The sequence below is a fragment of the Sphingomonas tagetis genome, from assembly GCF_024211275.1.
Classification (GTDB): domain Bacteria; phylum Pseudomonadota; class Alphaproteobacteria; order Sphingomonadales; family Sphingomonadaceae; genus Sphingomonas; species Sphingomonas tagetis.
In genome coordinates this window covers 128,686-149,974 of sequence record NZ_JAMLDX010000008.1, presented here as the reverse complement: position 1 = coordinate 149,974, position 21,289 = coordinate 128,686, and the positions used below count along the sequence as shown (strand labels likewise).

The 21,289-nt window shown below is 67.4% G+C and carries 23 protein-coding genes; 7 read left to right on the top strand and 16 right to left on the bottom strand.

The window, feature by feature from the left end; genetic code table 11:
- Positions 1-117 precede the first annotated feature (117 nt).
- The 8 genes from M9978_RS12045 to M9978_RS12010 all read right to left on the bottom strand — a co-directional run bounded on the left by M9978_RS12045 (position 118) and on the right by M9978_RS12010 (position 6,957).
- Positions 118-885: an IclR family transcriptional regulator domain-containing protein gene (locus M9978_RS12045; RefSeq protein ID WP_254293482.1), complete on the bottom strand. Its 768-nt coding sequence runs from the start codon at positions 883-885 to the stop codon at positions 118-120.
- 7 nt (positions 886-892) lie between these two features.
- On the bottom strand, positions 893-2,095 hold the full coding sequence (gene pcaF, locus M9978_RS12040) for a 3-oxoadipyl-CoA thiolase (RefSeq protein WP_254293480.1): 1,203 nt from the start codon (positions 2,093-2,095) through the stop codon (positions 893-895).
- Positions 2,095-2,739: a 3-oxoacid CoA-transferase subunit B gene (locus M9978_RS12035; protein ID WP_254293478.1), complete on the bottom strand. Its 645-nt coding sequence runs from the start codon at positions 2,737-2,739 to the stop codon at positions 2,095-2,097. Before M9978_RS12035 ends, pcaF begins: the two co-directional genes overlap by 1 nt.
- Positions 2,739-3,449 (bottom strand): CoA transferase subunit A, encoded by a 711-nt coding sequence (locus M9978_RS12030; RefSeq protein WP_254293477.1) that lies wholly within the window; start codon positions 3,447-3,449, stop codon positions 2,739-2,741. The genes M9978_RS12035 and M9978_RS12030 overlap by 1 nt, the downstream gene beginning before the upstream one ends.
- Positions 3,450-3,536: 87 nt before the next feature.
- The gene (locus tag M9978_RS12025; RefSeq protein WP_254293475.1) at positions 3,537-4,547 is read right to left on the bottom strand and encodes a glycosyltransferase family 4 protein; all 1,011 of its coding nucleotides are present in this window, start codon (positions 4,545-4,547) and stop codon (positions 3,537-3,539) included.
- Positions 4,544-6,133, bottom strand: a complete 1,590-nt coding sequence (locus M9978_RS12020) for an alpha-amylase family glycosyl hydrolase (protein WP_254293473.1) — start codon at positions 6,131-6,133, stop codon at positions 4,544-4,546. Before M9978_RS12020 ends, M9978_RS12025 begins: the two co-directional genes overlap by 4 nt.
- Positions 6,134-6,191: 58 nt before the next feature.
- The gene (locus tag M9978_RS12015) at positions 6,192-6,587 is read right to left on the bottom strand and encodes a response regulator transcription factor (RefSeq protein ID WP_254293471.1); all 396 of its coding nucleotides are present in this window, start codon (positions 6,585-6,587) and stop codon (positions 6,192-6,194) included.
- Position 6,588: 1 nt separating this feature from the next.
- A complete protein-coding gene (locus M9978_RS12010; RefSeq protein ID WP_254293469.1) occupies positions 6,589-6,957 on the bottom strand; it encodes a response regulator transcription factor in 369 nt (122 codons plus the stop codon).
- Between the two features lie 172 nt (positions 6,958-7,129).
- Here M9978_RS12010 and M9978_RS12005 point away from each other — a divergent pair, with 172 nt between their 5' ends.
- From M9978_RS12005 to M9978_RS11995, 3 genes are read left to right on the top strand one after another with little or no spacing between them, the layout of a single operon-like run.
- A complete protein-coding gene (locus tag M9978_RS12005) occupies positions 7,130-8,731 on the top strand; it encodes a GAF domain-containing sensor histidine kinase (RefSeq protein WP_254293468.1) in 1,602 nt (533 codons plus the stop codon).
- Positions 8,732-8,734: 3 nt separating this feature from the next.
- Positions 8,735-9,106, top strand: a complete 372-nt coding sequence (locus M9978_RS12000; protein WP_254293466.1) for a response regulator — start codon at positions 8,735-8,737, stop codon at positions 9,104-9,106.
- Complete coding sequence (locus tag M9978_RS11995) at positions 9,099-9,407, top strand: Hpt domain-containing protein (RefSeq protein WP_254293464.1); 309 nt, start codon at positions 9,099-9,101, stop codon at positions 9,405-9,407. The genes M9978_RS12000 and M9978_RS11995 overlap by 8 nt, the downstream gene beginning before the upstream one ends.
- Positions 9,408-9,644: 237 nt before the next feature.
- Here M9978_RS11995 and M9978_RS11990 read toward each other — a convergent pair whose 3' ends face one another.
- Entirely contained in the window at positions 9,645-10,664 is a 1,020-nt protein-coding gene (locus tag M9978_RS11990) for a GGDEF domain-containing protein (RefSeq protein WP_254293462.1), read from the bottom strand.
- 251 nt (positions 10,665-10,915) lie between these two features.
- Here M9978_RS11990 and M9978_RS11985 point away from each other — a divergent pair, with 251 nt between their 5' ends.
- On the top strand, positions 10,916-11,866 hold the full coding sequence (locus M9978_RS11985; protein WP_254293460.1) for an alpha/beta hydrolase: 951 nt from the start codon (positions 10,916-10,918) through the stop codon (positions 11,864-11,866).
- Complete coding sequence (locus tag M9978_RS11980) at positions 11,863-12,867, top strand: histone deacetylase family protein (protein ID WP_254293459.1); 1,005 nt, start codon at positions 11,863-11,865, stop codon at positions 12,865-12,867. The genes M9978_RS11985 and M9978_RS11980 overlap by 4 nt, the downstream gene beginning before the upstream one ends.
- 16 nt (positions 12,868-12,883) lie before the next feature.
- Here the strand turns inward: M9978_RS11980 and M9978_RS11975 are convergent, their stop codons facing one another.
- Entirely contained in the window at positions 12,884-13,084 is a 201-nt protein-coding gene (locus tag M9978_RS11975; protein WP_302053965.1) for a LuxR C-terminal-related transcriptional regulator, read from the bottom strand.
- Positions 13,085-13,146: 62 nt separating this feature from the next.
- Between M9978_RS11975 and M9978_RS11970 the strand changes: the two genes are divergently transcribed.
- Positions 13,147-13,395 (top strand): prepilin peptidase, encoded by a 249-nt coding sequence (locus M9978_RS11970; RefSeq protein WP_254293455.1) that lies wholly within the window; start codon positions 13,147-13,149, stop codon positions 13,393-13,395.
- Here M9978_RS11970 and M9978_RS23125 read toward each other — a convergent pair.
- The 3 genes from M9978_RS23125 to M9978_RS11960 form a co-directional block, all read right to left on the bottom strand.
- Positions 13,392-13,517 carry a hypothetical protein gene (locus M9978_RS23125; protein ID WP_302053951.1) on the bottom strand — a complete coding sequence of 42 codons (126 nt, stop codon included), beginning with the start codon at positions 13,515-13,517 and terminating at the stop codon, positions 13,392-13,394. The two genes, M9978_RS11970 and M9978_RS23125, sit on opposite strands and share 4 nt — an antisense overlap.
- Before the next feature lie 85 nt (positions 13,518-13,602).
- Positions 13,603-14,571 carry a hydroxymethylglutaryl-CoA lyase gene (locus tag M9978_RS11965; protein WP_254293453.1) on the bottom strand — a complete coding sequence of 323 codons (969 nt, stop codon included), beginning with the start codon at positions 14,569-14,571 and terminating at the stop codon, positions 13,603-13,605.
- Entirely contained in the window at positions 14,568-15,854 is a 1,287-nt protein-coding gene (locus tag M9978_RS11960) for a hydroxymethylglutaryl-CoA reductase, degradative (RefSeq protein WP_367305077.1), read from the bottom strand. Before M9978_RS11960 ends, M9978_RS11965 begins: the two co-directional genes overlap by 4 nt.
- A 174-nt stretch (positions 15,855-16,028) precedes the next feature.
- Between M9978_RS11960 and M9978_RS11955 the strand changes: the two genes are divergently transcribed.
- Positions 16,029-17,393: an aminotransferase-like domain-containing protein gene (locus tag M9978_RS11955; protein ID WP_254293595.1), complete on the top strand. Its 1,365-nt coding sequence runs from the start codon at positions 16,029-16,031 to the stop codon at positions 17,391-17,393.
- On the opposite strand, the gene M9978_RS11950 is transcribed toward M9978_RS11955, so the two are convergent.
- From M9978_RS11950 to M9978_RS11940, 3 genes are read right to left on the bottom strand one after another with little or no spacing between them, the layout of a single operon-like run.
- Positions 17,390-18,136: an enoyl-CoA hydratase/isomerase family protein gene (locus M9978_RS11950; protein ID WP_254293449.1), complete on the bottom strand. Its 747-nt coding sequence runs from the start codon at positions 18,134-18,136 to the stop codon at positions 17,390-17,392. The two genes, M9978_RS11955 and M9978_RS11950, sit on opposite strands and share 4 nt — an antisense overlap.
- The gene (locus tag M9978_RS11945) at positions 18,136-19,362 is read right to left on the bottom strand and encodes a CaiB/BaiF CoA transferase family protein (RefSeq protein WP_254293447.1); all 1,227 of its coding nucleotides are present in this window, start codon (positions 19,360-19,362) and stop codon (positions 18,136-18,138) included. Before M9978_RS11945 ends, M9978_RS11950 begins: the two co-directional genes overlap by 1 nt.
- Complete coding sequence (locus M9978_RS11940) at positions 19,362-20,966, bottom strand: MFS transporter (protein WP_254293446.1); 1,605 nt, start codon at positions 20,964-20,966, stop codon at positions 19,362-19,364. The genes M9978_RS11945 and M9978_RS11940 overlap by 1 nt, the downstream gene beginning before the upstream one ends.
- Positions 20,967-21,289 lie beyond the last annotated feature (323 nt).

Sequence of the window (21,289 nt, the reverse complement as noted above, 5' to 3'; positions counted from 1 at the left end):
ATCGGCACCTCTCATTATGTTCTGGAAACGATCGTATGTTGCGACGCAACATCGGCCTAACGCTAAGGCTGCATTTACGCTTGCGCTCGGCGCAATCGCAGACCGGTGCCCGCCGCTTTACATGAAGCGGCCGATCTCGCGATGCAACGCGGCGGCCGTCGCCTGAAGGCGCGGGAGGATGCGGGTGCGCAAATCGTCGATGCTGCGTTCGAGCGCGTTGGTGCCGACGTTGAGCGCCGCGATCAGGCGTGCCTCGGGATCGCGCACCGGCACCGCGATCGACCGCAGCCCGGCCTCCAGCTCCTGATCGACCAGCGCGAAGCCGTCGCGCAAGGCTTCGTCCAGCTTCTCGTCGAGCGCAGCGCGGTTTGCGACGGTGTCGGGCGTAAGCCGCGGCAGCGTGGCCGGGATCAGTGCGTCGCGATCCGCCGGCGGCAGTTCGGCGAGCAGCACGCGGCCCATCGATGTGCACCAGGCCGGCAGGCGGCTGCCGACGCGCAGGCCGATCGTCATGATGCTGCTGCGCGAGGCGCGCGCGATGTACAGGATGTCGCTACGGTCGAACACGCCGAGCGAGCAGGATTCGCCGATCTCGTCGCGCAACTGTTCGAGCAAAGGCTGGGCGAGCGCGGGCAGCGAGCGGTCGGAAAGGAATGCGTCGGCCAGCCGCAGCACGCCGGGCAGCACCGAGAAATGGCGGTCCTGCCGCTCGACATGGCCGGTGCGGACCAAAGTGTGCAGACACCGCGCGACCACCCCGCGCGCGAGGCCGGTATGCGCGGCGAGGCCGGCGACCGATTGCCTCTGCCCGAGCACGGCGAACGCTTCGAGCACTTGCAGCCCTCTTGCGAGCGACTGCATGTAATCGGGATCGCGCTCGGTCATGCGCGCATCAGACCCGCTCGATCAGCAGGCCGATGCCCTGGCCGACCCCGACGCACATGAACGCCATCGCATAGCGTCCGCCCGTGACGTGAAGCTCTTCCGCCGCGCTCAGTACGATGCGCGCGCCCGACATGCCGAGCGGGTGGCCGAGCGCGATCGCACCGCCATTGCGGTTTACGCGCGGGTCGTCCTGCGCGAGGCCGAGGTCGCGCAGCACCGCGATTCCCTGCGACGCAAAGGCCTCGTTGAGCTCGAACACATCGACCTGGCCGGCGGTGAGACCGGCGAGCTTGAGCAGCTTTTGCGCGGCGGGCACCGGACCGATGCCCATCACGCGGGGTGCGACGCCGGCGGCCGCCATGGCGACGATCCGCGCGCGGGGCGTGAGGCCGTTGCCGCTGGCGGCGGCTTCCGACGCGATCAGCATCGCCGCCGCGCCGTCGTTGACGCCGGACGCGTTGCCTGCGGTGACGGTACCGTCGGGGCGCACGACCGGCTTGAGCTTGGCGAGCGCGTCCCAGGTGGTCGCGCGCGGATGTTCGTCGGCGGCGAAGACGATGGGATCGCCCTTCTTCTGCGCGATCGTCACCGGCACGATCTCGCGCGCGAGCCGGCCGCTGGCCTGCGCGGCAGCCGCCTTTTGCTGGCTGGCGAGCGCGAACCGGTCCTGATCCTCGCGCGACACGCGCCATTCCTGCGCGACATTCTCGCCGGTCTCGGGCATCGAATCGACGCCATAGGCGGCCTTCAGCGCCGGGTTGACGAATCGCCAGCCGATCGTCGTGTCCTCGAGCTTCTGTCCGCGCGAGAAGGCGCTGTCGGCCTTGCCCATCACATAGGGCGCGCGGCTCATGCTTTCGACACCACCCGCGATCATCAACTGCGCGTCGCCGCTGCGGACGGCGCGCGCGGCGAGGCCGACCGCGTCGAGGCCCGAGCCGCACAGCCGGTTGACGGTCGAACCGGAGACTTGCTCGGGCAGACCGGCGAGCAGCGTTGCCATGCGTGCGACATTGCGATTGTCCTCGCCCGCCTGATTGGCGCAGCCGAGGATGACGTCGTCGACCGATTGCCAGTCGACTTGCGGATTGCGTTCGGCGAGCGCGCGGATCGGCACTGCGGCCAGATCGTCGGTACGCACCGAGGCGAGCGCGCCGCCGAAGCGGCCGATCGGCGTGCGGATCGCGTCGCAGATGAAGGCGTCGGTCATCACGCGGCCTCCAGTTCGACGTCGAACGGTGCACCGGTCTTGGCGCGGATTTCGTCGAGCGTGACGCCCGGGGCGAGTTCGATCAGGCGCAGCCCCGGCTTGTCGCAGGCCATGACGCACAGGTCGGTGACGATCAGGTCGACCACGGCCTTGCCGGTCAGTGGCAGCGTGCATTCGGGCAGGATCTTGGTCTCGCCGGCCTTGTTGGCGTGGTCCATTACGACGACCACGCGCTTGACGCCCGCGACCAGGTCCATCGCGCCGCCCATGCCCTTCACCATCTTGCCCGGGATCGTCCAGTTGGCGAGATCGCCATTGGCAGCGACCTCCATCGCGCCGAGCACCGCCATGTCGATATGCCCGCCGCGGATCATTGCGAAGCTGTCCGCGCTGGAGAAGAAGCTCGACGTGGCGAGGGCGGTGACGGTCTGCTTGCCGGCGTTGATCAGGTCGGGATCGGCTTCGCCTTCATAGGGGAAGGGGCCGATGCCGAGCATGCCGTTCTCCGACTGGAGCGTGACCTTGACGCCCGCGGGGACATGGTTCGCCACCAATGTCGGAATGCCAATGCCGAGATTGACGTAGAAGCCGTCGCGCAGTTCGAGCGCGGCCCGCGCCGCCATTTCATCGCGATTCCAGGGCATTATACGACCTCCTTCGCGCGCGTCGTCAGCTTTTCGATCCGCTTCTCGTTGATCGTGCTCAGCACGATGCGATCGACGAAGATGCCGGGGGTGTGGATGTGGTCGGGATCGAGCGTTCCGGCTTCGACGATCTCCTCGACCTCAACCACGGTCAGCTTGCCCGCGGTCGCCATGTTGGGGTTGAAGTTGCGCGCGGTCTTGCGGAAGACGAGATTGCCCTCGGGATCGGCCTTCCACGCCTTGACGATGGCGAGGTCTGCGCGCAGCCAGGTCTCGCGGACATAGTCTTCGCCCTCGAACGTCTCGACCGGCTTGCCCTCGGCGACGACGGTGCCGACGCCGGTTTTGGTATAAAAGGCAGGGATGCCCGCGCCGCCCGCACGGATGCGCTCGGCGAGCGTGCCTTGCGGATTCAGCTCCAGCTCCAGCTCGCCCGAGAGGTACTGCTGCTCGAACAGCTTGTTCTCGCCGACATAGGACGAGATCATCTTCCGGATCTGGCGGCTTTCGAGCAGCATCCACAGCCCGAAACCATCCGCGCCGGCGTTGTTCGAGATGACGGTCAGGTCCTTGACCCCCGCCTTGCGGATCTCGGGTATCAGGCTCTCAGGATTACCCGACAGGCCGAAGCCGCCTGACATGATCGTCATGCCCTCGAACAGCGCGCCTGCGAGCGCCGACTGCGGATCGTCGAAAATCTTCCCGCTCATGAAGCTCCTTTCAACGTCCGATAATCGGACATGATTCACGTTTATCGTGAAATAGGGGATTTAGGAGGAGTCGTCAAAGGTGGGCGGTCAACGCCCCAGGATGCGGGCGTAGAGCGCGAGATAGGCGTCGGCCATTCGCTCGACGCTGAAGCGGTCGATCACCGTCTGCCGGATCGCCGCGCGGTCGAGTTCGCCGGCGCGCCCAATCGCGGCGACCGCGTCGCCGATGCTGTCGACCAGATAGCCGTTGACGCCATGCTCGATCAGTTCGGGCATCGATCCGCGGTTCATCGCGATGACCGGCGTGCCGCATGCCATCGCCTCGATCACCGACAGGCCGAACGGCTCGTCGAAATTGATGAGGTGGAGCATCGCGCGCGCGTGACCCAGCGCCGCGAGCCGCTGCGAACCGCCCGCGACGCCGTGATAGCGGATCGTCTCGCCATCGACCTGCGGCTGGACCTCGCGCGCGTGATAGCCTTCGTCCTGGATCACGCCGTACAGGTGCAGCGTGCGGCGGCTCGTGCGGGCGGCGGCGATGGCTTCGGCGGCGCCCTTGTCAGGATGGATGCGGCCGAAGAACAACAGGTCGTCGCTGCCCTGCGGGTCGAACGGGAACGTCTCGACCGGGATGCCGTGATGGATCGTGGCGGCATAGCGCAGCGCGGGATGGCGGTCGGCGTCGCTGATCGCGACATAATGCACGCGGTCCTGATAGGGTTCGTACATCGGCAGAATGCGGTCGGACGAGAAGCCGTGGATCGTGGTGACGATCGGCGTGTCGGTCAGATTGGCGAAGGCGTGCGCCGGGAAATCGGCCTGGTTGTGGATCAGGTCGAACGTGTCCGCCTGTTCGAAGACGTGCGCGAGATGGCGAAACTCCCACACTTTCGCGTCGATCGCGGGGTCTTCATTGTAGGAAGCGGGGACGACGCCATCGAGCTTGCCCGCGGTGAGACTGTCCTGCGTCGCGAACAAAGTGACGTCGACGCCGCGCGCGACGAGCGCTTCGGTGAGCAGGCTGGTGACCAGCTCCCACGGACCATAATGACGCGGCGGCGTGCGCCAGGCGATCGGGGCGAGCATGGCGATCTTCATGCGAGGATGACGCCTTCGTTCGGCGCGAGCGTGAAGACATCGCGGCCGACCGGAGGGTCGCCGGGCAGCGTGCTCAGCAGGACTCGGCAGTGTCGCGCCGATTGAGAGGGCTCGAATTCTGTGGCTTGGCTGGTCAAGTTGAGAATGATTATGAACTGTTCGCCGCCCTGCGCCCGCTCATAGACGAGCAGCGAATCATGCGCGCCATGGAGCGCCATCGTGCCAACGGCGAGCGCCGGATGCGTCCGCCGAAGGCTGAGCAGGCGGCGATAGAGTGCTAGCATCGACTCCGGATCGCCGGCCTGCGCGGCCACGTTGCGCGTTCGCCAATCGGGGTTGAGCGGCAGCCACGGTTCGACCGCGCTGAACCCCGCGAATGGCGTATTGTCCCACGGCATCGGCGTGCGCGAGCGGTCGCGGCCGATGTCGAGATGCGGCTGGCGCAGATGCTGGGGGTCGCGGATTCGCTCGGGCGGGATCGGCACCTGACCGATGCCGAGCTCGTCGCCCTGATAGAGTGTCGGGGTGCCGCGCAGCGTGAGCAGCAGCATCGCCGCGACCCGCGCCTGGGCCTCGCCGATGCGCGCGGCGATGCGCGGCGCGTCGTGGCTGCCGATCACCCAATTGGGCCAGCCGAATTCGGGCAGCGAGGCTTCATAATCGGCGATCACGCGGTGCAGCGTGCGCGCGTCCCAGCCATTTTCGATCAGCTGGAAGTTGAAGGGCAGATGGACTTGCGGCCGCTTGGGCGTGCCGTACCAGCGGGCGTGGCGCTCGTTGGGCAGGAAGATCTCGCCGATCAGCACGCGGTCTTCATATTCGTCAGCCAGCTCGCGCATTTCGGCGGAAATTACATGCGCCTCGGGCTGGTCGGTCGAGTGGTGCTGCAACACCTTGTCGCGCTCGGTGCGGTCGGGCGTCCAGTCGGGGTTGAACGGATTGTCCTCGAACCCCGCCGACTTTACGATGTGCCACAGCACGTCGATGCGGAACCCGTCGACGCCGCGGTCCATCCAGAAGCGCAGCACGTCCAGCATCGCGCGCCTGAGCTCGGGGTGGCGCCAGTTGAGGTCGGGTTGTTCCTTGAGGAAGGCGTGGAGATAATATTGGCCGGACGCCGCGTCCCATTCCCACGCCGGGCCGCCGAAATCGCTGATCCAGTTGTTGGGCGGGCCGCCGTCGGGCGCGGGGTCGCGCCAGATATACCAGTCGCGTTTGGGATGATCGCGCGAACTGCGGCCCTCGGCGAACCACGGGTGCTGATCGGAGCTGTGGTTGGGCACGAAATCGAGGATCAGCTTGAGCCCGCGCGCATGCACCGCGGCGAGCAGCCGGTCGAACGCCGCGAGATCGCCGAACATCGGCTCGATCCCGCAATAGTCGGCGACGTCATAGCCGAAATCCTTCATCGGCGAGGGGAAGATCGGCGACAGCCAGATCGCATCGACGCCGAGGCTGGCGACATGGTCGAGCCGGACTTGGATCCCGGCGAGATCGCCGACGCCGTCGCCATCGCTGTCCTGGAACGAGCGCGGATAGATTTGATAGACGACGCCCCGTTCCCACCAGGGCCGCGAGTCCGGCAAGTCGTGTGTTTCCCCCGTCATCGCTGCCATAGCGATGCAGCGGCGCTTCGGTTCCGTCTCAGCCGCGCGGGCGGCGGAACACCGGTTCTTCCTCGCGCAGACAGGCCTCGACTCGATTTACCAGCTCGGCGGGCTCGAACGGCTTGACCAGATAGTCGCGCGCGCCCGCCGCCATCGCCTCGTCGATGCTCTTCTGGCTGCGGTTGGCGCTCAGCATCAGGATCGGGGTGCGGTAGAGCCCGGCGAAGCTCTTGAGCGAGCGCAGGATGTCGACGCCCTCCATGCCGGGCAGGTCGCGGTCGAGGATCACCAGGTCGGGCTGCTTGAGATAGATGGTGTCGTGGCCGAGCTCACCATGATGGATCACGCCGACGATATGCCCGGCCTCGCTCAGGATTTCCTGCACCAGCTGCGCGATGATCTCGTCATCCTCGACATAGATGATTCGCGCCATGTCAGGCTCCTCCCAGAAGCAGTTCCGCGCGGAACACGAGCTCGTCCGGGTCGAACGGCTTGCGCAGATAGTCGTTGGCGCCCGCAAACCGCGCGAGTTCTTCGTCCTGCCCGCTGCGCCGCCCGGTGAGCATCAGGATCGGCAGGTCGGCGAAGTCCATCAGCTTGCGCAGCTCGCGCACCACGTTGACGCCCGACAGTTCGGGCATGTTGCAGTCGAGAATCGCGAGGTCGGGCCGGCGCGCCTTGATCACCGCGAGCGCCTCCGCGCCATTTGGCACGAGCCCTGCGCCATGCCCGGCGGCGATCAGCGCGTCGCGCGCCACTTCGCCCACCAGCGGGTCGTCGTCTGCGATGATGATCCGTGCCATTGATCCGTATCAACCTTGCGGTGTTCAGCCGGTTCCCGCGCTTTTCTCACGATCGTCCCTAACGAGAAGTTAGAAAGGTCGCGGCATCGCCGCCAAGGATCTGGTAACCGGTTCGCGCGTAATCGCCGTCTGGGGAGACAGGAGTCACATGGCATCCGCGCCGCCCGAATCATTGCCTGAGATCGATTGGCCAAGGCCGCCAATCCCCGCCAACGAAGCGCACCGGCTGCGCGCGATCGAGCGCTACAAGCTGGGCGGGATCGGCCGGGAGCCGGCGTTCGACCGCGTGACACGGCTTGCGGCGGAGCTGTTCGATGTGCCGATGTCGCTGGTCTCGATCATCGGGTCGGACATGCAGTGCTTTCGGGGCGCGTGCGGCATGGACGCCACCGGTACGCCACGCGACGAAGCGTTCTGCGCCTTCGCAATTCTCAGCGATGAAGTGATGGTGGTGCCGGACACGCATCTCGATCCGCGGTTCATTCGCCATCCGTTCGTACTCAACGACCCCTTTGTCCGCTTCTATGCCGGCGCCCCGCTGCGCATCGGCGGGCTGGCCCTTGGCACATTGTGCCTCGTCGACAGCAAGCCGCGCAGCTTCGGCGCGGCCGAGCAGCGGCGGCTGGCGGCGCTGGCCGAGACCGTTGTCGACATGATCGAGCTGCGCGTCGACCGTTTCGCCGCCGAGGCGCATCGCCAGCGCACCGTGGAAGAACGCGAGTTGCTGACGCTGACGGTCGAGAATGTCAGCGAGGGCGTCGCGCTGTTCGACGGCGATCTGCGGTTGACGCTGTGGAACGAGGCGTTCTGCGAGCTGTTCGCATATACGCCGGACGAGATCCGGGAAGGCATGGGGGCGGACGAACTGATGCGGCTGACCGCCAGGCGCGGTGAGCTCGGCCCCGGCGATCCCGACCTGATCGTCGCGGCGTTCGTCGCCTCGATCAAGGCGAGCACGGGGCGCGACATCGAGGTGCAGCGCGCCCGCCGCGTGCTTGACGTGCGCCGCCGCACGATTTCGGGCGGGCGCTTCATCCTGACGGTGCGCGACGTGACTCACGACCGGCAGATCGCGCGGCTCAAGGACGAGCTTGTCTCGACCGTCAGCCACGAATTGCGCACGCCGCTGACCGCGATTTCGGGCGCGCTGGGGTTGATGGCGTCGGGCGCGGCGGGCGCCCTGCCCGAGCGTGCGGGGCGGCTGGTGACCGTCGGCTACCGCAACGCCGAGCGGCTGGCGACACTGGTCAACGACCTGCTCGACATGGACAAGCTCCAGTCGGGCAAGCTCAGCTTCAACTTCGCGTCGGGCGATCTGGGGGCGCTGCTGGCGGAGGCGGTCGAGCAGAACCAGCCCTATGCCGAGCGCTTCGGGGTCACGCTCGACCTTGTGCTGCCCGACGCGCCGGTTGCCGCGCACTTCGATCATCTGCGCGTGATGCAGGTGGTCACCAACCTGCTGTCCAACGCGGCCAAATTCTCGCCCGAGGGCGGGCAGGTGCGGATCTCGCTCGGCGTGGACGGCGACACCGCGCGGATCAGCGTCGCCGATGACGGGCCGGGTATCTCGCCCGAATTCCGCAAGCGGCTGTTCGACCGCTTCGCGCAGGAGGACGGGGCGCACCAGAACAAGCATGCCGGGACCGGTCTCGGCCTCGCGATCAGCCAGGGCATCGCACAGGCGCATGGCGGCGGGATCACGCTCGATGACGCGGCCGGGCCGGGCGCCACCTTCCACCTGACACTGCCGCTTGCCGGTCCGGGAGAGCATTGAACCATGCCGACACGCATTCTCTATGTCGACGACGAGGCCGATCTGCGCGAGGTCGCGGTCATGTCGCTCGAGCTCGATCCCGATTTCGAGGTGCGCGAGTGCGGGTCGGGCGAGGCCGCGCTGGCGGTTGCGCGCGAGTGGCAGCCGGGTTTGATCCTGCTCGACATGATGATGCCGGGGATGGACGGCCCGGCGACGCGCCGGGCACTGGCCAATCAGCCCGAAACCGCGGCGATACCCGTCGTATTCATAACAGCGCGCACGCAGGCGCAGGATGTCGAGGGACTGATGGCGCTCGGCGCGCGCGCAGTGATCGCCAAGCCGTTCGATCCGATGGCGCTGGCCGGGCAAGTCCGGGGATTGCTGAGTGTCTGATTTCCAGGCGCGGATGGCGGCGCTGCGCGAGCGGTTCGTCGCGCAGGCGCTCAGTCATCGCGAGACCATTGCCGCCTGCACCCGCGACGGCAGCTGGGCCGAGCTTAGCGAGACTTGCCATGTGCTGGCCGGTGGCGCGGGGATGTTCGGCTTCGCCGCGCTGGGCGATGCCGCGCGCGATGTCGAGGAAGCAATCGACAACGGGCTGGACGAGATTCAGCTGCGCGCGCTTGCCGCCACGCTGCTCGATGAGGCGAACAGGCTGCCCGAGGGTCTGAACTCAATTAGAACGAGGTCGTGACGGAGCCGAATTTGACGCCAGGCTAGGAGCAAGGAGGGAGCGATGGGTTTCGATCGTGACCGACGCGCGACGCCGCATGGCGCCAAATTCGGCCCGCCGCCCGCGGTCGCCCGTGGAAGGCCGCCGAGCAGCGTCGCTTGCTTGCGCGTAGCGCCGCTACGCGACTGCGCTGCGCTCCTTGTCGGCGGCCTTCCACGGGCGATCACGATCCTCGTTCTAATTGAGTTCAGACCCTAGTCAGGCGGCGTAATGTTCGATCGCGCCGTCGCCACGCCGCTTGGCGCGGTAGAGCGCCTGATCGGCCTCCATCAGCAACTGCTCAAGGTCGCGCGTGCGGTCGGCGGTGATCGCGGTGCCGACACATGCGGAAATCTCGACCATCTCGCCCTTGATCGCGAACGGCTGGCGGATCGCAGCGACCAGCCGCTGGCCGAGCAGCTCGGCCTCGCCGGGGTGCCGCAGCCCGAGCTGGAGCACGGCGAATTCGTCGCCGCCGAGCCGGGCGGCGATGTCGCCGGCGCGAAGACTCTGTGAGAGCCGGGCGCCGACCGCCGCCAGCAAGGCATCGCCCGCCGGGTGGCCGTGACGGTCGTTGACGGGCTTGAACCGGTCGAGATCGAGATAATGGACCGCGATCGCCGAGTCGCCATCGGCAAGCGAGAAATGTGCCTCGAACCATTCGCGCAGTGCGAGCCGGTTGGGCAGCGCGGTCAATCCGTCCTGGCGGGCGAGCGAGCCGAAGGTGACGCGCTGGCCGATCTCGGCGGTGGTGGTGCGGTTGCGCGCACCGACGCTGTGGCTGCCGCCCGCCAGCAACGCGGCGAGGATCACGCTCATGCCGACATAGACGGGTTTCCCCGACAGCGCGGCGGTGAGGATCGTCGGGGTGATGGCGAGCGCCATGCTGGGAATCGCGATGCCGGGCCGCAAGCCCACGCCCGCCGCCGCGCCCGCGCAATAGCCGACCATCAGGCTGACCACGAGCATATGGAGCTCCGGGTCGGGCAGGCGCAGGACATAGGGGCCGAACAGGCCGAGGCAGGCGGCGAAGGCGAGATAGGTCGTGGCGAAGCGGCGCTCGATTCGCCGTGCGCGGGCGGGGGCGAGCGCATCCGCCAGCGCCTCGCGCCGGAACCATGCGACGGTACCGAGCCGGGCCAGGCTCGCCGTGATGCCGAGCGCACCGGTGGCGATAAGGAACGTGTCGACGAAACGCGTGCCGACCAGCACGACCGTCAGCACGAAGGCGAAAGTCATGATCAGCGGGGGCAGAGCGGCGCGAACAGGCTGCGCACCAGCTCGATATAGATGACGTCCTTCAGCTGGGGCGGACGCTGCGACATTTCGAACGGACCTTGCCTGCGCACATGGCTTGCAAATGCCACAGCGAAGTTAACGATATGCTCGCGCAACGGTGAGCCGTTGGCCCCGCCGGATGGCGCGAGCTTGGCGGTGGCCTCGCGGCGGCGATGCGGGCTATGTGGCGGCGGGTGCAAGGCGAGGGATGTGTGGCAGATCGGATTGACGGCCTGACGGCGAGCGCGCTCGACCCCGAGATCGGCGAGTTCGTCGAGCGGATCAACCGCGGCTATGCCGAGCAGGGTGAGCCCACCGACATGGCGGACCGCCGCCGCATCGCCGAAGCCGTGCGCGAATCCTGGCGCAGCGGCGGCCCTTCGATGGCGGAGACACGCGAGCTGACGCTCGACGGCATCCGGCTGCGGCTACACCGTCCGGTCGCCGATGCGGTGCTGCCGGTGATGCTCTACATCCATGGCGGCGGCTGGACCGTGTTCAGCATCGACACGCACGACCGGCTGATGCGCGAATATGCCGCGCGGGCTGGGATCGCGGTGCTCGGCATCGATTACAGCCTGTCGCCTGAGAGTAAGTTTCCGGTCGCGCTGGACGAGATCGTTCGCGTGCTCGACTGGCTGCCGGGGCAGGCGGACGCGCTCGGCATCGATCCGGCGCGCATCCTGATCGGTGGGGATTCGGCGGGCGCGAACCTGTCGGTCGCCGCGTGCCTGCGCCGCCGCGATGCGGGGCAGGCGCCGCTCGCGGGCATGCTGCTCAACTATGGCGCGTTCGATGCCGATCCGACGGAAAGCTATCCGCTCTATGGCGGGCCGGACTATCCGCTCTCGCCCGAGGAGATGGACGGATTCTGGGCGAACTATGTAAGCGACGCGGCCCAGCTGACCGATCCGTTGGTCGCGCCGCTGCGCGCCGGTCTCCACGACCTGCCGCCAGCTTTCCTCGCGGTGGCGGAATGCGACATCCTCGCGGGATGCAACCACGCCTTCGCGCGCAAGCTGGCGGCGGCGGGCGGCGAGGTGACCGAAGTGACCTATGCGGGCGCGGCGCACAGCTTCCTCGAGGCGGTGTCGATCGCGCCGCTGGCGGATCGCGCGCTCGATGATCAGGCGCGCTGGCTGCGTGAGCGGTGCGGGCCGTGAGGCGTTTCTTCGATCCGCGTCAGCTCGCGCATGCGCCGGTGCGTGAGCTGCACAATGGCGACTGGGTCCCCTATGCCGAGACGCCGGCGCGCGCCGAGCAGATCGTCGCGGCGCTCGGCGGCGGCGAGCCCGCGCGCGATTTCGGCCTGGCACCGATCGCGGCGGTGCATGACTCGGCCTATCTCGATTTCCTGAAGGGCGCGTGGGCCGAGTGGCACGCGGCGGGGCGCAGCGGCGACGCGATCGGCTATACCTTCCCCGTGGTGCGGCGGCGGCCGCTCGATTGCAGCCGGATCGACGCAAAGCTCGGCGCGTACAGCATGGATGCGGCGACGCCGATCGCCGAAGGCACCTGGGATGCGGCCTATTGGGCGGCGCAGACGGCGCTGACCGGGCTCGATGCGGTCGCAAGCGGCGACCGCCACGCCTTCGCTTTGTGCCGTCCGCCCGGGCATCATGCCGGGCGCGATTACATGGGCGGCTATTGCTACCTCAACAACGCTGCGATCGCGGCGCAACGGGCTGCGGCGCTGGGGCTGGGGCCGGTGGCGGTACTCGACGTCGACTATCATCACGGCAACGGCACGCAGGACATCTACTACGAGCATGGCGACATCTTCTTCGCCTCGATCCACGCCGATCCGCGCACCGACTATCCCTTCTATTGGGGTCATGCCGACGAGACCGGCGAAGGCGAGGGGGCAGGGTCGACGCTCAACCTGCCGCTGCCGCGCGGGACCGACTGGCCGGCCTATCGCGCCGCGCTCGATAGCGCGCTCGCGGCGATCACCGGATGGGGCGCGAAGCTGCTGGTACTCTCGTTCGGCGCCGATACGTTCGTGGGCGATCCGATCTCGAGCTTCGCGCTGCAGACCGGGGACTTCACTGCGATGGGCCGTGCCATCGCCGGTGCCGGGCTGCCCGTGCTGGTGGTGATGGAGGGCGGCTATGCCGTTGGCGATCTCGGCGGCAACGTCGCGGCACTCGTCGAGGGCTTCTGATCCGCCTGACGCCTGTTCAGGCGCGCGCCGTATTCGGTAGCCCGGTCAGATGCACCAGCCGCAGCGCTTCGGGCAGGGTCCGCACCGCCAGCCGCCGCATCATCCGCACGCGGTGCATCTCGACCGTGCGGATGCTGAGGCCCAGGTCGAACGCGATGATCTTGTTCGATTTGCCCGCGGCGAGGCAGGTCAACACTTGCTGTTCGCGGTTGCTCAGGTCCGCAACGCGCCGGCTGGCGTCGAGCCGCGCTTCGTCCTGCTCGACCGTTTATCGGCGTGATGAAGCTGCTCAAACGGCACGGCACGCTCGGCCTCGGCGACGTCAAATTCCTTGCCGCTGCGAGCATCTGGGTCGGCTTTGTGGGCGCGACTTTGCTGTTTGTCCTCGCCAGCCTGCTTGCGCTCGGCTTCACGCTCGCGAGCGCGCCGTGGCGCAAGCTCGATTTCAAGGCCGCGATCCCGTTCGCGCCGTTCCTCGCGGTCAGCCTCGCGCTGGTCTTCGTCGGCAGCGCGTCGCTGGCCGGCTAGCCGCCGGGCTGCGTCGCGGCGGGCGCAGCCTGTGCGGCGAGTTCGGCCTCGATATCGGCGCGTTGCACGAGGTCGGCGACCGCTGCGAGCAGGCGCCGTGCCTCAACCGCGCTGAAGGTCATTGCGCACGACAAGGATAGCAGCACCGCCGCGTAATCCGTGCGCTTGTAGGTCCGATATGGCTCAGTCGATCGATCGGGCCGCCGTTCAGCCGGCGCGGCTGAGCGGTGTTGCGTCACTGTCGCTCGATCGATCCTGCCCCTCTGACCGTGCTGCCGACCGCCTGCGTCGTGCGGCGAACACCTTCGACCGGGCGGCGACCCCGAACCGGTTCTCGACCAGTGCCACGGCGTCCAACAGCGCTTCCATGTCGACGCCCGTCGCGACACCGAGCCCGTCGAGCATGTACAGCAAGTCCTCGGTGGCCAGATTGCCGCTCGCGCCGGTCGCATAGGGACAGCCGCCCAGACCGCCCGCGGCGGCATCGACGATCGCTACGCCCTCGTCGATACAGGCGAGCACGTTCGAAAGTGCCTGGCCGTGGGTGTCGTGAAAGTGGATCGCGATGCGGTGGAGCGGGACGGCGTGCGAAACGGTTTGCACCATGGCTTGCGCCTGCCGCGGCGTGCCGACGCCGATCGTGTCGCCGAGTGAGATCTCGTAACAGCCCATCGCCACCAGCCGTTCGGCGAGGTCCGCGACGGCGGATGGCTTGACGGCGCCCTCATAGGGGCAGCCCAGGACGCAGGAGACATAGCCGCGCACGAGGATCGAATGCCGCCGCGCCATCGCGATGACCGTTTCCGCACGCTCCAGCGACTGCGCGATCGAGCAGTTGATGTTGCGCTGGCTGAAGCTCTCGGTGGCGGACAGGAACAGCGCGACCTCGTCGGCGCCGGCGCGGATCGCATGTTCCATGCCGATCGCGTTGGGTACCAGCACCGGATAGCTGACGCCCGGCGCGCGCGCGATGCCGCGCAACACCTCGTCCGATCCCGCCATTTGCGGCACGCGTTTGGGCGAGACGAAACTGCCCGCCTCGATCGTCTGAAGGCCGCTGGCGGACAGCGCGTCGATCAGCGCGATGCGCTGGCGGACGGGGATGATCCATTGCTCGTTCTGCAGCCCGTCACGCGGACCGACCTCGACGATGCGGACCTCCGGCGGACAGGTCATCGCCCGCCGCGCAGCTCGGCGAGCGCGAGGCCGGCCGCTTCCTCGTTGATCGACTGGCGATCGATCAGCCGCCGCGCGATCTCGCCGACCTCCTCGCCCACCGCACCGGCGGCGAAGGCGACATTCTGCGCGTGCAGCGACATATGCCCCCGCTGGATGCCCTCGGTCGCGAGCGCCTTCATCGCCCCGAAATTCTGCGCGAGACCCACCGCCGCGATGATCCGCGCAAGTTCTTCGGCAGTCTTGACCTGCAGGATCGCGACCAGCGCGCGCGCGGTCGGGTGGATCTTGACCGCGCCGCCGACCAGTCCGACCGCCATCGGCAGCTCGATCGTGCCGGTCAGATCACCCTGCGCGGTGACTTCCCACGCCGAGAGGCTGCGGTAGCGGCCAGTGCGCGCGGCATAGGCGTGTGCGCCGGCTTCGACCGCGCGCGTGTCGTTGCCGGTGGCCAGCACGACGGCGGACACGCCGTTCATGATCCCCTTGTTGTGAGTCGCCGCGCGGTAGGGGTCGTGATCCGCGAAATGATAGGCGGCGATCATCGCGTCACGCACCGCTTCGCCGCCGATCACGGCGCACGGCCAGGTCGCGCGCGCGCGCACCACGCGGCGGTCGGCGAGGTTGGAGAGGATGCGCAACAGCGCGCGTCCGCCGGTCCAGCGTGCGAGTTCGGGCGCGAGCCGCTCGGCCATGGTGTTGACCGCGTTCGCCCCCATCGCGTCACGCGTATCGACGATGATGTGCGTGATGACCATCGCGCCGCCGGGCGTGTCGAGGACGCGCACTTCCAGCTCACGAAAGCCGCCGCCGAACTTGACCAGCGTCGCATCGCAGGCGTTGCAGATGCGCTCGATCTCGGCGCGCTGTTCGAGAATGACGAGCCGTCCGCGATGCGGGTCGGCGACGTCGAGCAGTTGAATCTGCGCGATCATCTGCGTGCCCGACATCGATGTGGTGAAGCCGCCGGAATCGTAGCATTGCCGCGCCGAGTTGCCGACCGCGGCGATCACCGACGATTCCTCGGTCGCCATCGGCACCAGCACGTCGCGCCCGTCGACGCGCATGTTGGTGGCGATGCCCACCGGAATCGCGATCGTCGTGACCATGTTCTCGATCATATGATCGGCGAGATGGGCGTCGATGTTGGACGGTGCGGCGAGCTGTGCGCGTTGCGCCTCGTCCAGTCCGGCAAAGGCGGCGGCGCGGTCGATGCGCTGTTGCGCGGACAATTTGTGGAAGCCCGAAATCCTCGACGTCCGGGGTCTCGCATCTTCGGTCACGACGTCACTCTCGCTGTTGAACTTCGGCGTCTTCAGTTGCTTCCGTCACGCCGGTCTCGCCGTTGTCCGGATCCCCCAAAGATCGTGCCCAGGAATAGCCTCGACAGCGGACATGATGCAGGTACAATTCGGGACGATGTGATAGGGACGTGAGGACAGGGGGAATTGCCGGCCATGCCCTCGCCGCCATTGAAGATCGATTTCGTCATCAACAGCATCCTGATGCAGATCCAGGCGGGCACGCTGCGGCCCGGCGAGCGCCTGCCGTCGATCCGCGACGAGGCGCAGCGGCTCGGCATCGGCAAGAACACCGTGGTCGAGGCGTATCTGCGGCTGGTCGGCCAGGGTGTGCTTCAGGCCAAGCCGGGATCGGGCTATTATGTCGTGTGGACGCCGGAGGCGAGCTCGGGGCCGCGCGCCCAGCCACTGGCCGCCGCGACCGACCGCGTGTCGCTGTTGTCGGAACAGCTCGACCGGCGGCTGCCGGTACGGCCTGGCGACGGACGCCCGCCGACCGAATGGCTCGAGACCTCCGAGCTGCGGCGCTATCTGTCGTATCAGCGCTTCCAGGAAGGCGACGCCTATAATTCGAGCTGGGGGCATGCACCCCTGCGCGCGCGGCTGTGCGGCGCGCTGGCCGAACGCGGCATTTCCTGCCGCGACGACCAGCTGCTGATGACGCATGGCGCCAACCACGCGATGGACCTGATCATCCGGCGCTACGTCAAGCCGGGCGACGCCGTGCTGGTCGACGATCCCGGCTATTATCCGTTGCTCGCCAAGCTCTCGCTTGCCGGCGCCGAGGCGGTCGGCGTCGCGCGGCGGCACGACGGGCCGGACGTGGCCGACCTCGAGGCGAAGGCGCGGACGAGCGGCGCGCGATTGTTCTTCACCCAGTCGCTCGCGCACAACCCGACCGGCGGATCGATCACCTTCGGCACCGCCTATTCGGTGCTGCGCACCGCGGCCGAGCACGACCTGCTGGTGATCGAGGACGACCCGTTCGCCGATATCCTGCCCTACACCGCACCGCGGCTGGCCGCGCTCGACCAGCTCGAACGCGTGATCTATCTCGGCACCTTCTCGAAAACGCTCGCAGGCAGCTTTCGCGTCGGATACGCCGCCGCCGCGCCGGGGCTGGCGAGCGAGCTCAACGAGTTGAAGGTGATCACCGCGGTCTCGACCTCCGCGCATGACGAGCGGCTGATCTTTCAGCTTGTAGAAAACGGCCATTATCTCAAGCACCTGCGCCGCCTGCGCGCGCGGGCGAGCAAGGCGACGGCGGAAAGCGTCGAGGCGCTCGAAGCACTCGGCTTCACCATCCGCCGGCCGATCGGCGGCGGCTTCTATCTGTGGATCGACCTGCCCGAACATATGGGCGATCCGGATCTGGTGCATGACGCCGCCCGCGCGGGCATCTTCATCGCGCCGGCCATCAATTTCTCCACGTCGCGCGATCCCGCGCCGGCGATGCGGATCAACGTCGCCTATGGCGCCGACCCGCAATTCCTGGCGTGGCTGCGCGAGAAATTGGGCTAGCGTTTCGCGAAGCGCGCAAGCGTCGCCCTGGTATCGTCGCTGGTGAAGCTGCGCTTGCTGAGTTCGGCCTCGCGCGCGAAGGCGTCGGCGAGCGGGAGATCGTATAGCGTCAGCGCGGCTTCCTTGATCGACTGGACCGCGTGCGGGCTCTTTGCGGCGAGCGCAGTGGCCCATTCCATCGCCAGCGGTTCGACTTGAGCGGCGGGCACGACCTGATTGAGCACACCGCGTATCAGCAATTCGTCGGCGCTGAAGCGGCGGCCCGACAGCATGATCTCCATCGCATGCGCGTAAGCGATCTGGCGCGTCAGGCGGACCAGCGTGCCGCCGGCGGGGACGAAGCCGTGATTGACCTCCGGGAACTGAAACACCGCATCGTCGGCGGCGATGCGCAGGTCGGTCGCCAGCATCATCTCGAACCCGCCGCCCATGCACATGCCTTTCACCGCCGCGACGATCGGCTTGAAGAAGCCGGGCGGCTTGAGATGTGCGGGATCCCACGCGCTGATGTCGAAATCGCCGGTGGCGAGCGCGGGGATCGATTCGGCGAGGTCGGCGCCGACGCAGAAGGCGCGGTCGCCGGTGCCCGCGAGGACGACGGCGTTGACCGCGTCGTCGGCCATGATCTCGGCATAGGCACGGCCGAGATCGTCGTACATGGCGAGGGTGAGCGCGTTGAGCTTATCCGGTCGGGCGAAGCGGACGATGGCGACGGCGCCTTCGCGGGTGAAGTCGATGCCCATCAGATCACGCCGCGTTCGCGCAGCGCGGCGACCGCGCCGGGTTCCAGGCCCAGCAAGTCCTGAAGCACCCGCTCATTATGCTCGCCTAGCGCCGGGGCCGCGCCGTGCGGCTGGCCTGCGTCGCCGGACAGCTTGATCGGCAGCCCCAGCATCCGCACCGGCTGACCCGCGACGGGCACGTCGACGATCATGCCGCGCGCGGCGATATGCGGATCGGCGATCACCTCGTCGATCGTCTTGATCGCGCTCAGCGGCACCGCATCCCCGGCCATTTCTTCCAGCTCGGCCTTGGTGTGGCGCGCGAACCAGCGGTGGAGCAGGGGGGTGACGATCTCGGCATCCACCTGCGCGTCGAAGCGCTTCTCCATCGTGTCGATGCGCGGGTCGCTCGCCATGTCCGGTTCGCCGAACAGCGCGCAGGTCACCGCCCAGAATTTGTCGGTGTAACCGCCGAAGAAAACATAGCCGTCGGCGCAGGGATATTGGCCATAGGGCCGCACGAACGGATGGTCGTTGCCGAGCGGCCCGGCGATCTCGCCGCTGACGGTGTGGCGGATCACGGCATGTTCGGTGAGCGAGAGCACGGCGTCCTGCTGCGAGATATCGACCACCTGCCCGATCCCGGTGCGCTCCGCCTGACGCAGCGCCGCGAGCGTGCCGGTGGCGGCGTAGAGCGACGCCGAGAGGTCGCCGATGATCGTGCCGACGCGCACCGGCGGCTGATCGGGATAGCCGTTCATCGACCACAGCCCACCCGCCGCCTGCCCGCTATTGTCATAGCCCGGGCGGCTCGCGTTCGGCCCCGTGCGCCCGTATCCGCTGATCGCGGTATAGACGAGGCGGGGGTTCTCGGCGCGCAACACGTCATAGCCGAGGCCGAGCTTGTCCATCACCCCCGGCCGGAAATTCTCGATCAATATATTCGCCTTGCGCACCAGCCGCTTGAGCAGCGCCTTGCCCTCGTCGCTGCGCAGATCGAGCGAGATGCCCTGCTTGTTGCGGTTATATTGCGCGTAATAGGCGCTGGTCGGACCGTCATCGGCCTCGATCATCGGCGGGAAGGTGCGGGTGTAGTCGGGGTCGTTGGGATTCTCGACCTTGATCACCGTCGCGCCGAGATCGGCGAGCATCATTGCGCAGAACGGCCCGGCGACGACGCGGGTCACGTCGAGCACGACGACGCCCGCCAGCGGGCCGGTGCGTGGCGTGGGTGGCGCGTCGGTCATCATCCGTCCTTCAGCAAATCGCGTTCGCGCAGCAGCAGCAAGGTCACCACGAGCGCCATCGCCACCACGCCCCAGCTATACCACAGCCCGGCATAGGGATCGCCGGTGCGCGCGACGATATATTGCTCGACGAATGGGAGCACCCCGCCGAAATAGCCGGTGCCGAAATGATAAGGGATCGACATCGAGCTGTAGCGGATCTGCGGCGGGAACAGCTCGGTGAGCAGCGCCGCGACCGGGCCATAGGTCATGCCGGACAGCGCCGTCAGCGCCATGATTGCGGCGAAGATGACGAGGAGGCTGGTGAGCGGCGGCGTCACCTTGCCGAGCGGATAGCCGGCCTGTGTCAGCGCGGCGTCGATCGCCGGCGCCGTCGAATCGGTCAGCATTGTGCCGCCGATCTTCAGCCCGACCGCCGGTGCCGCCTCGACGCTGTAGGCGATGCCGCGTTTTGAGAGATGGTCGAGTAGGCGGCCGCACGGATTGTCCTGTTGTTTCGCGAACGGGTTGAACGCGCAGTCGGTGCCGGACACGACGACCGGCGCGCGCTGCGAGGCGGCGGTCAGCGCTGGATTGGCGGCGTTGCCGATCACCCAATAAAGCGGGAACAGCAGCGCCAGCGTCAGCACATAGCCGGTGACGATCAGTCTGTTGCGCCCGAACCGGTCGGACAGTCTCCCGAACAGGATGAACCAGCCGAGCCCCATCAGCGCGCCCGCGCCGACCACGATCTGCGCCACGCTTTCCTCGACATGCATCGCATTGCGCAGGAAGCCGAGTGTGGTGAACATCGCGGTGAACCAGATCACCGTCAGCCCGGCGGCGATGCCGAACAGCGCGAGCAACAGCCGCCGTCCGTTGCCGGGATAGGTGAAGCTTTCCTTGAGCGGGTTCTTCGACGTCTTGCCGGCTGCCTTCATCGCCTTGAACACCGGGCTTTCAGAGAGCTTGACGCGCATCCACAGCGAGATCGCGAGCAGCAGCAGCGAGAGCAGAAACGGCACCCGCCAGCCCCAGCTGTCCCAGGCCTCGGCGGGCATCGCGCCTTTGCACGTGAGCACCACGATCAGGCTGAGGAAGAAGCCCGCGCCGACGCTGGCCTGGATGAAGCTGGTATAGAAGCCGCGCTTGCCCGCCGGCGAATGCTCCGCGACATAGATCGCCGCGCCGCCATATTCGCCGCCCAGCGCAAGTCCCTGACAGATGCGCAGCAGGATGATGAGCGCGGGGGCGAGCCAGCCGATCGCGGCATAGGACGGCACCAACCCGACGCCGGCCGTGGCGATGCCCATCAGCACGATCGTCACGATGAAGGTGTGCTTGCGCCCGAACCGGTCGCCGAGATAGCCGAACACGACCGCGCCCAGCGGGCGGAAACCGAAGCCGACCGCGAAGCCGGCCCAGGCGAGCAGGGTCTGCATCGTCTCGTTGCCGGTGGGGAAGAAGGTGCGGCCGATGATGCCGGATGCGGCGAGCGTGCCGTAGATGAAGAAGTCGTACCATTCGAACAACGTGCCGAGCGACGACGCGGTGATCACGCGCCGCACGTCGCGGCGCGGGAGCTCGCCCGGCGTTTCTGCTTGTGCTGGTACAGTTGAGCTCATCGACATGCCCCTCTCGGCCGTTCTCTCTTTATGCAGCGGTTCGTAGGCCAGTTCAGGCAGGCGCCCGAGGCATGGTTATGGACGAATGCGACGAAGGCGTATCGGCATCGAGGCGGGTACAGCGCATCACGACTTCGCGGCGGCGTTCACGGCGCCGGCGATCCGGCAAGTGTTCCTCCATATGGTCTTGGCGCCGGTACAATCTGGAGTCTGACTGGCCGGGATCTTGATCAGCCGCTGCCGTAATGATCGCGCAATCCAGCCGCTACAGGGCGCCGAATAGAAATTGTACCAGCCATTTGGGCAAAACACGTTCCCGCTAT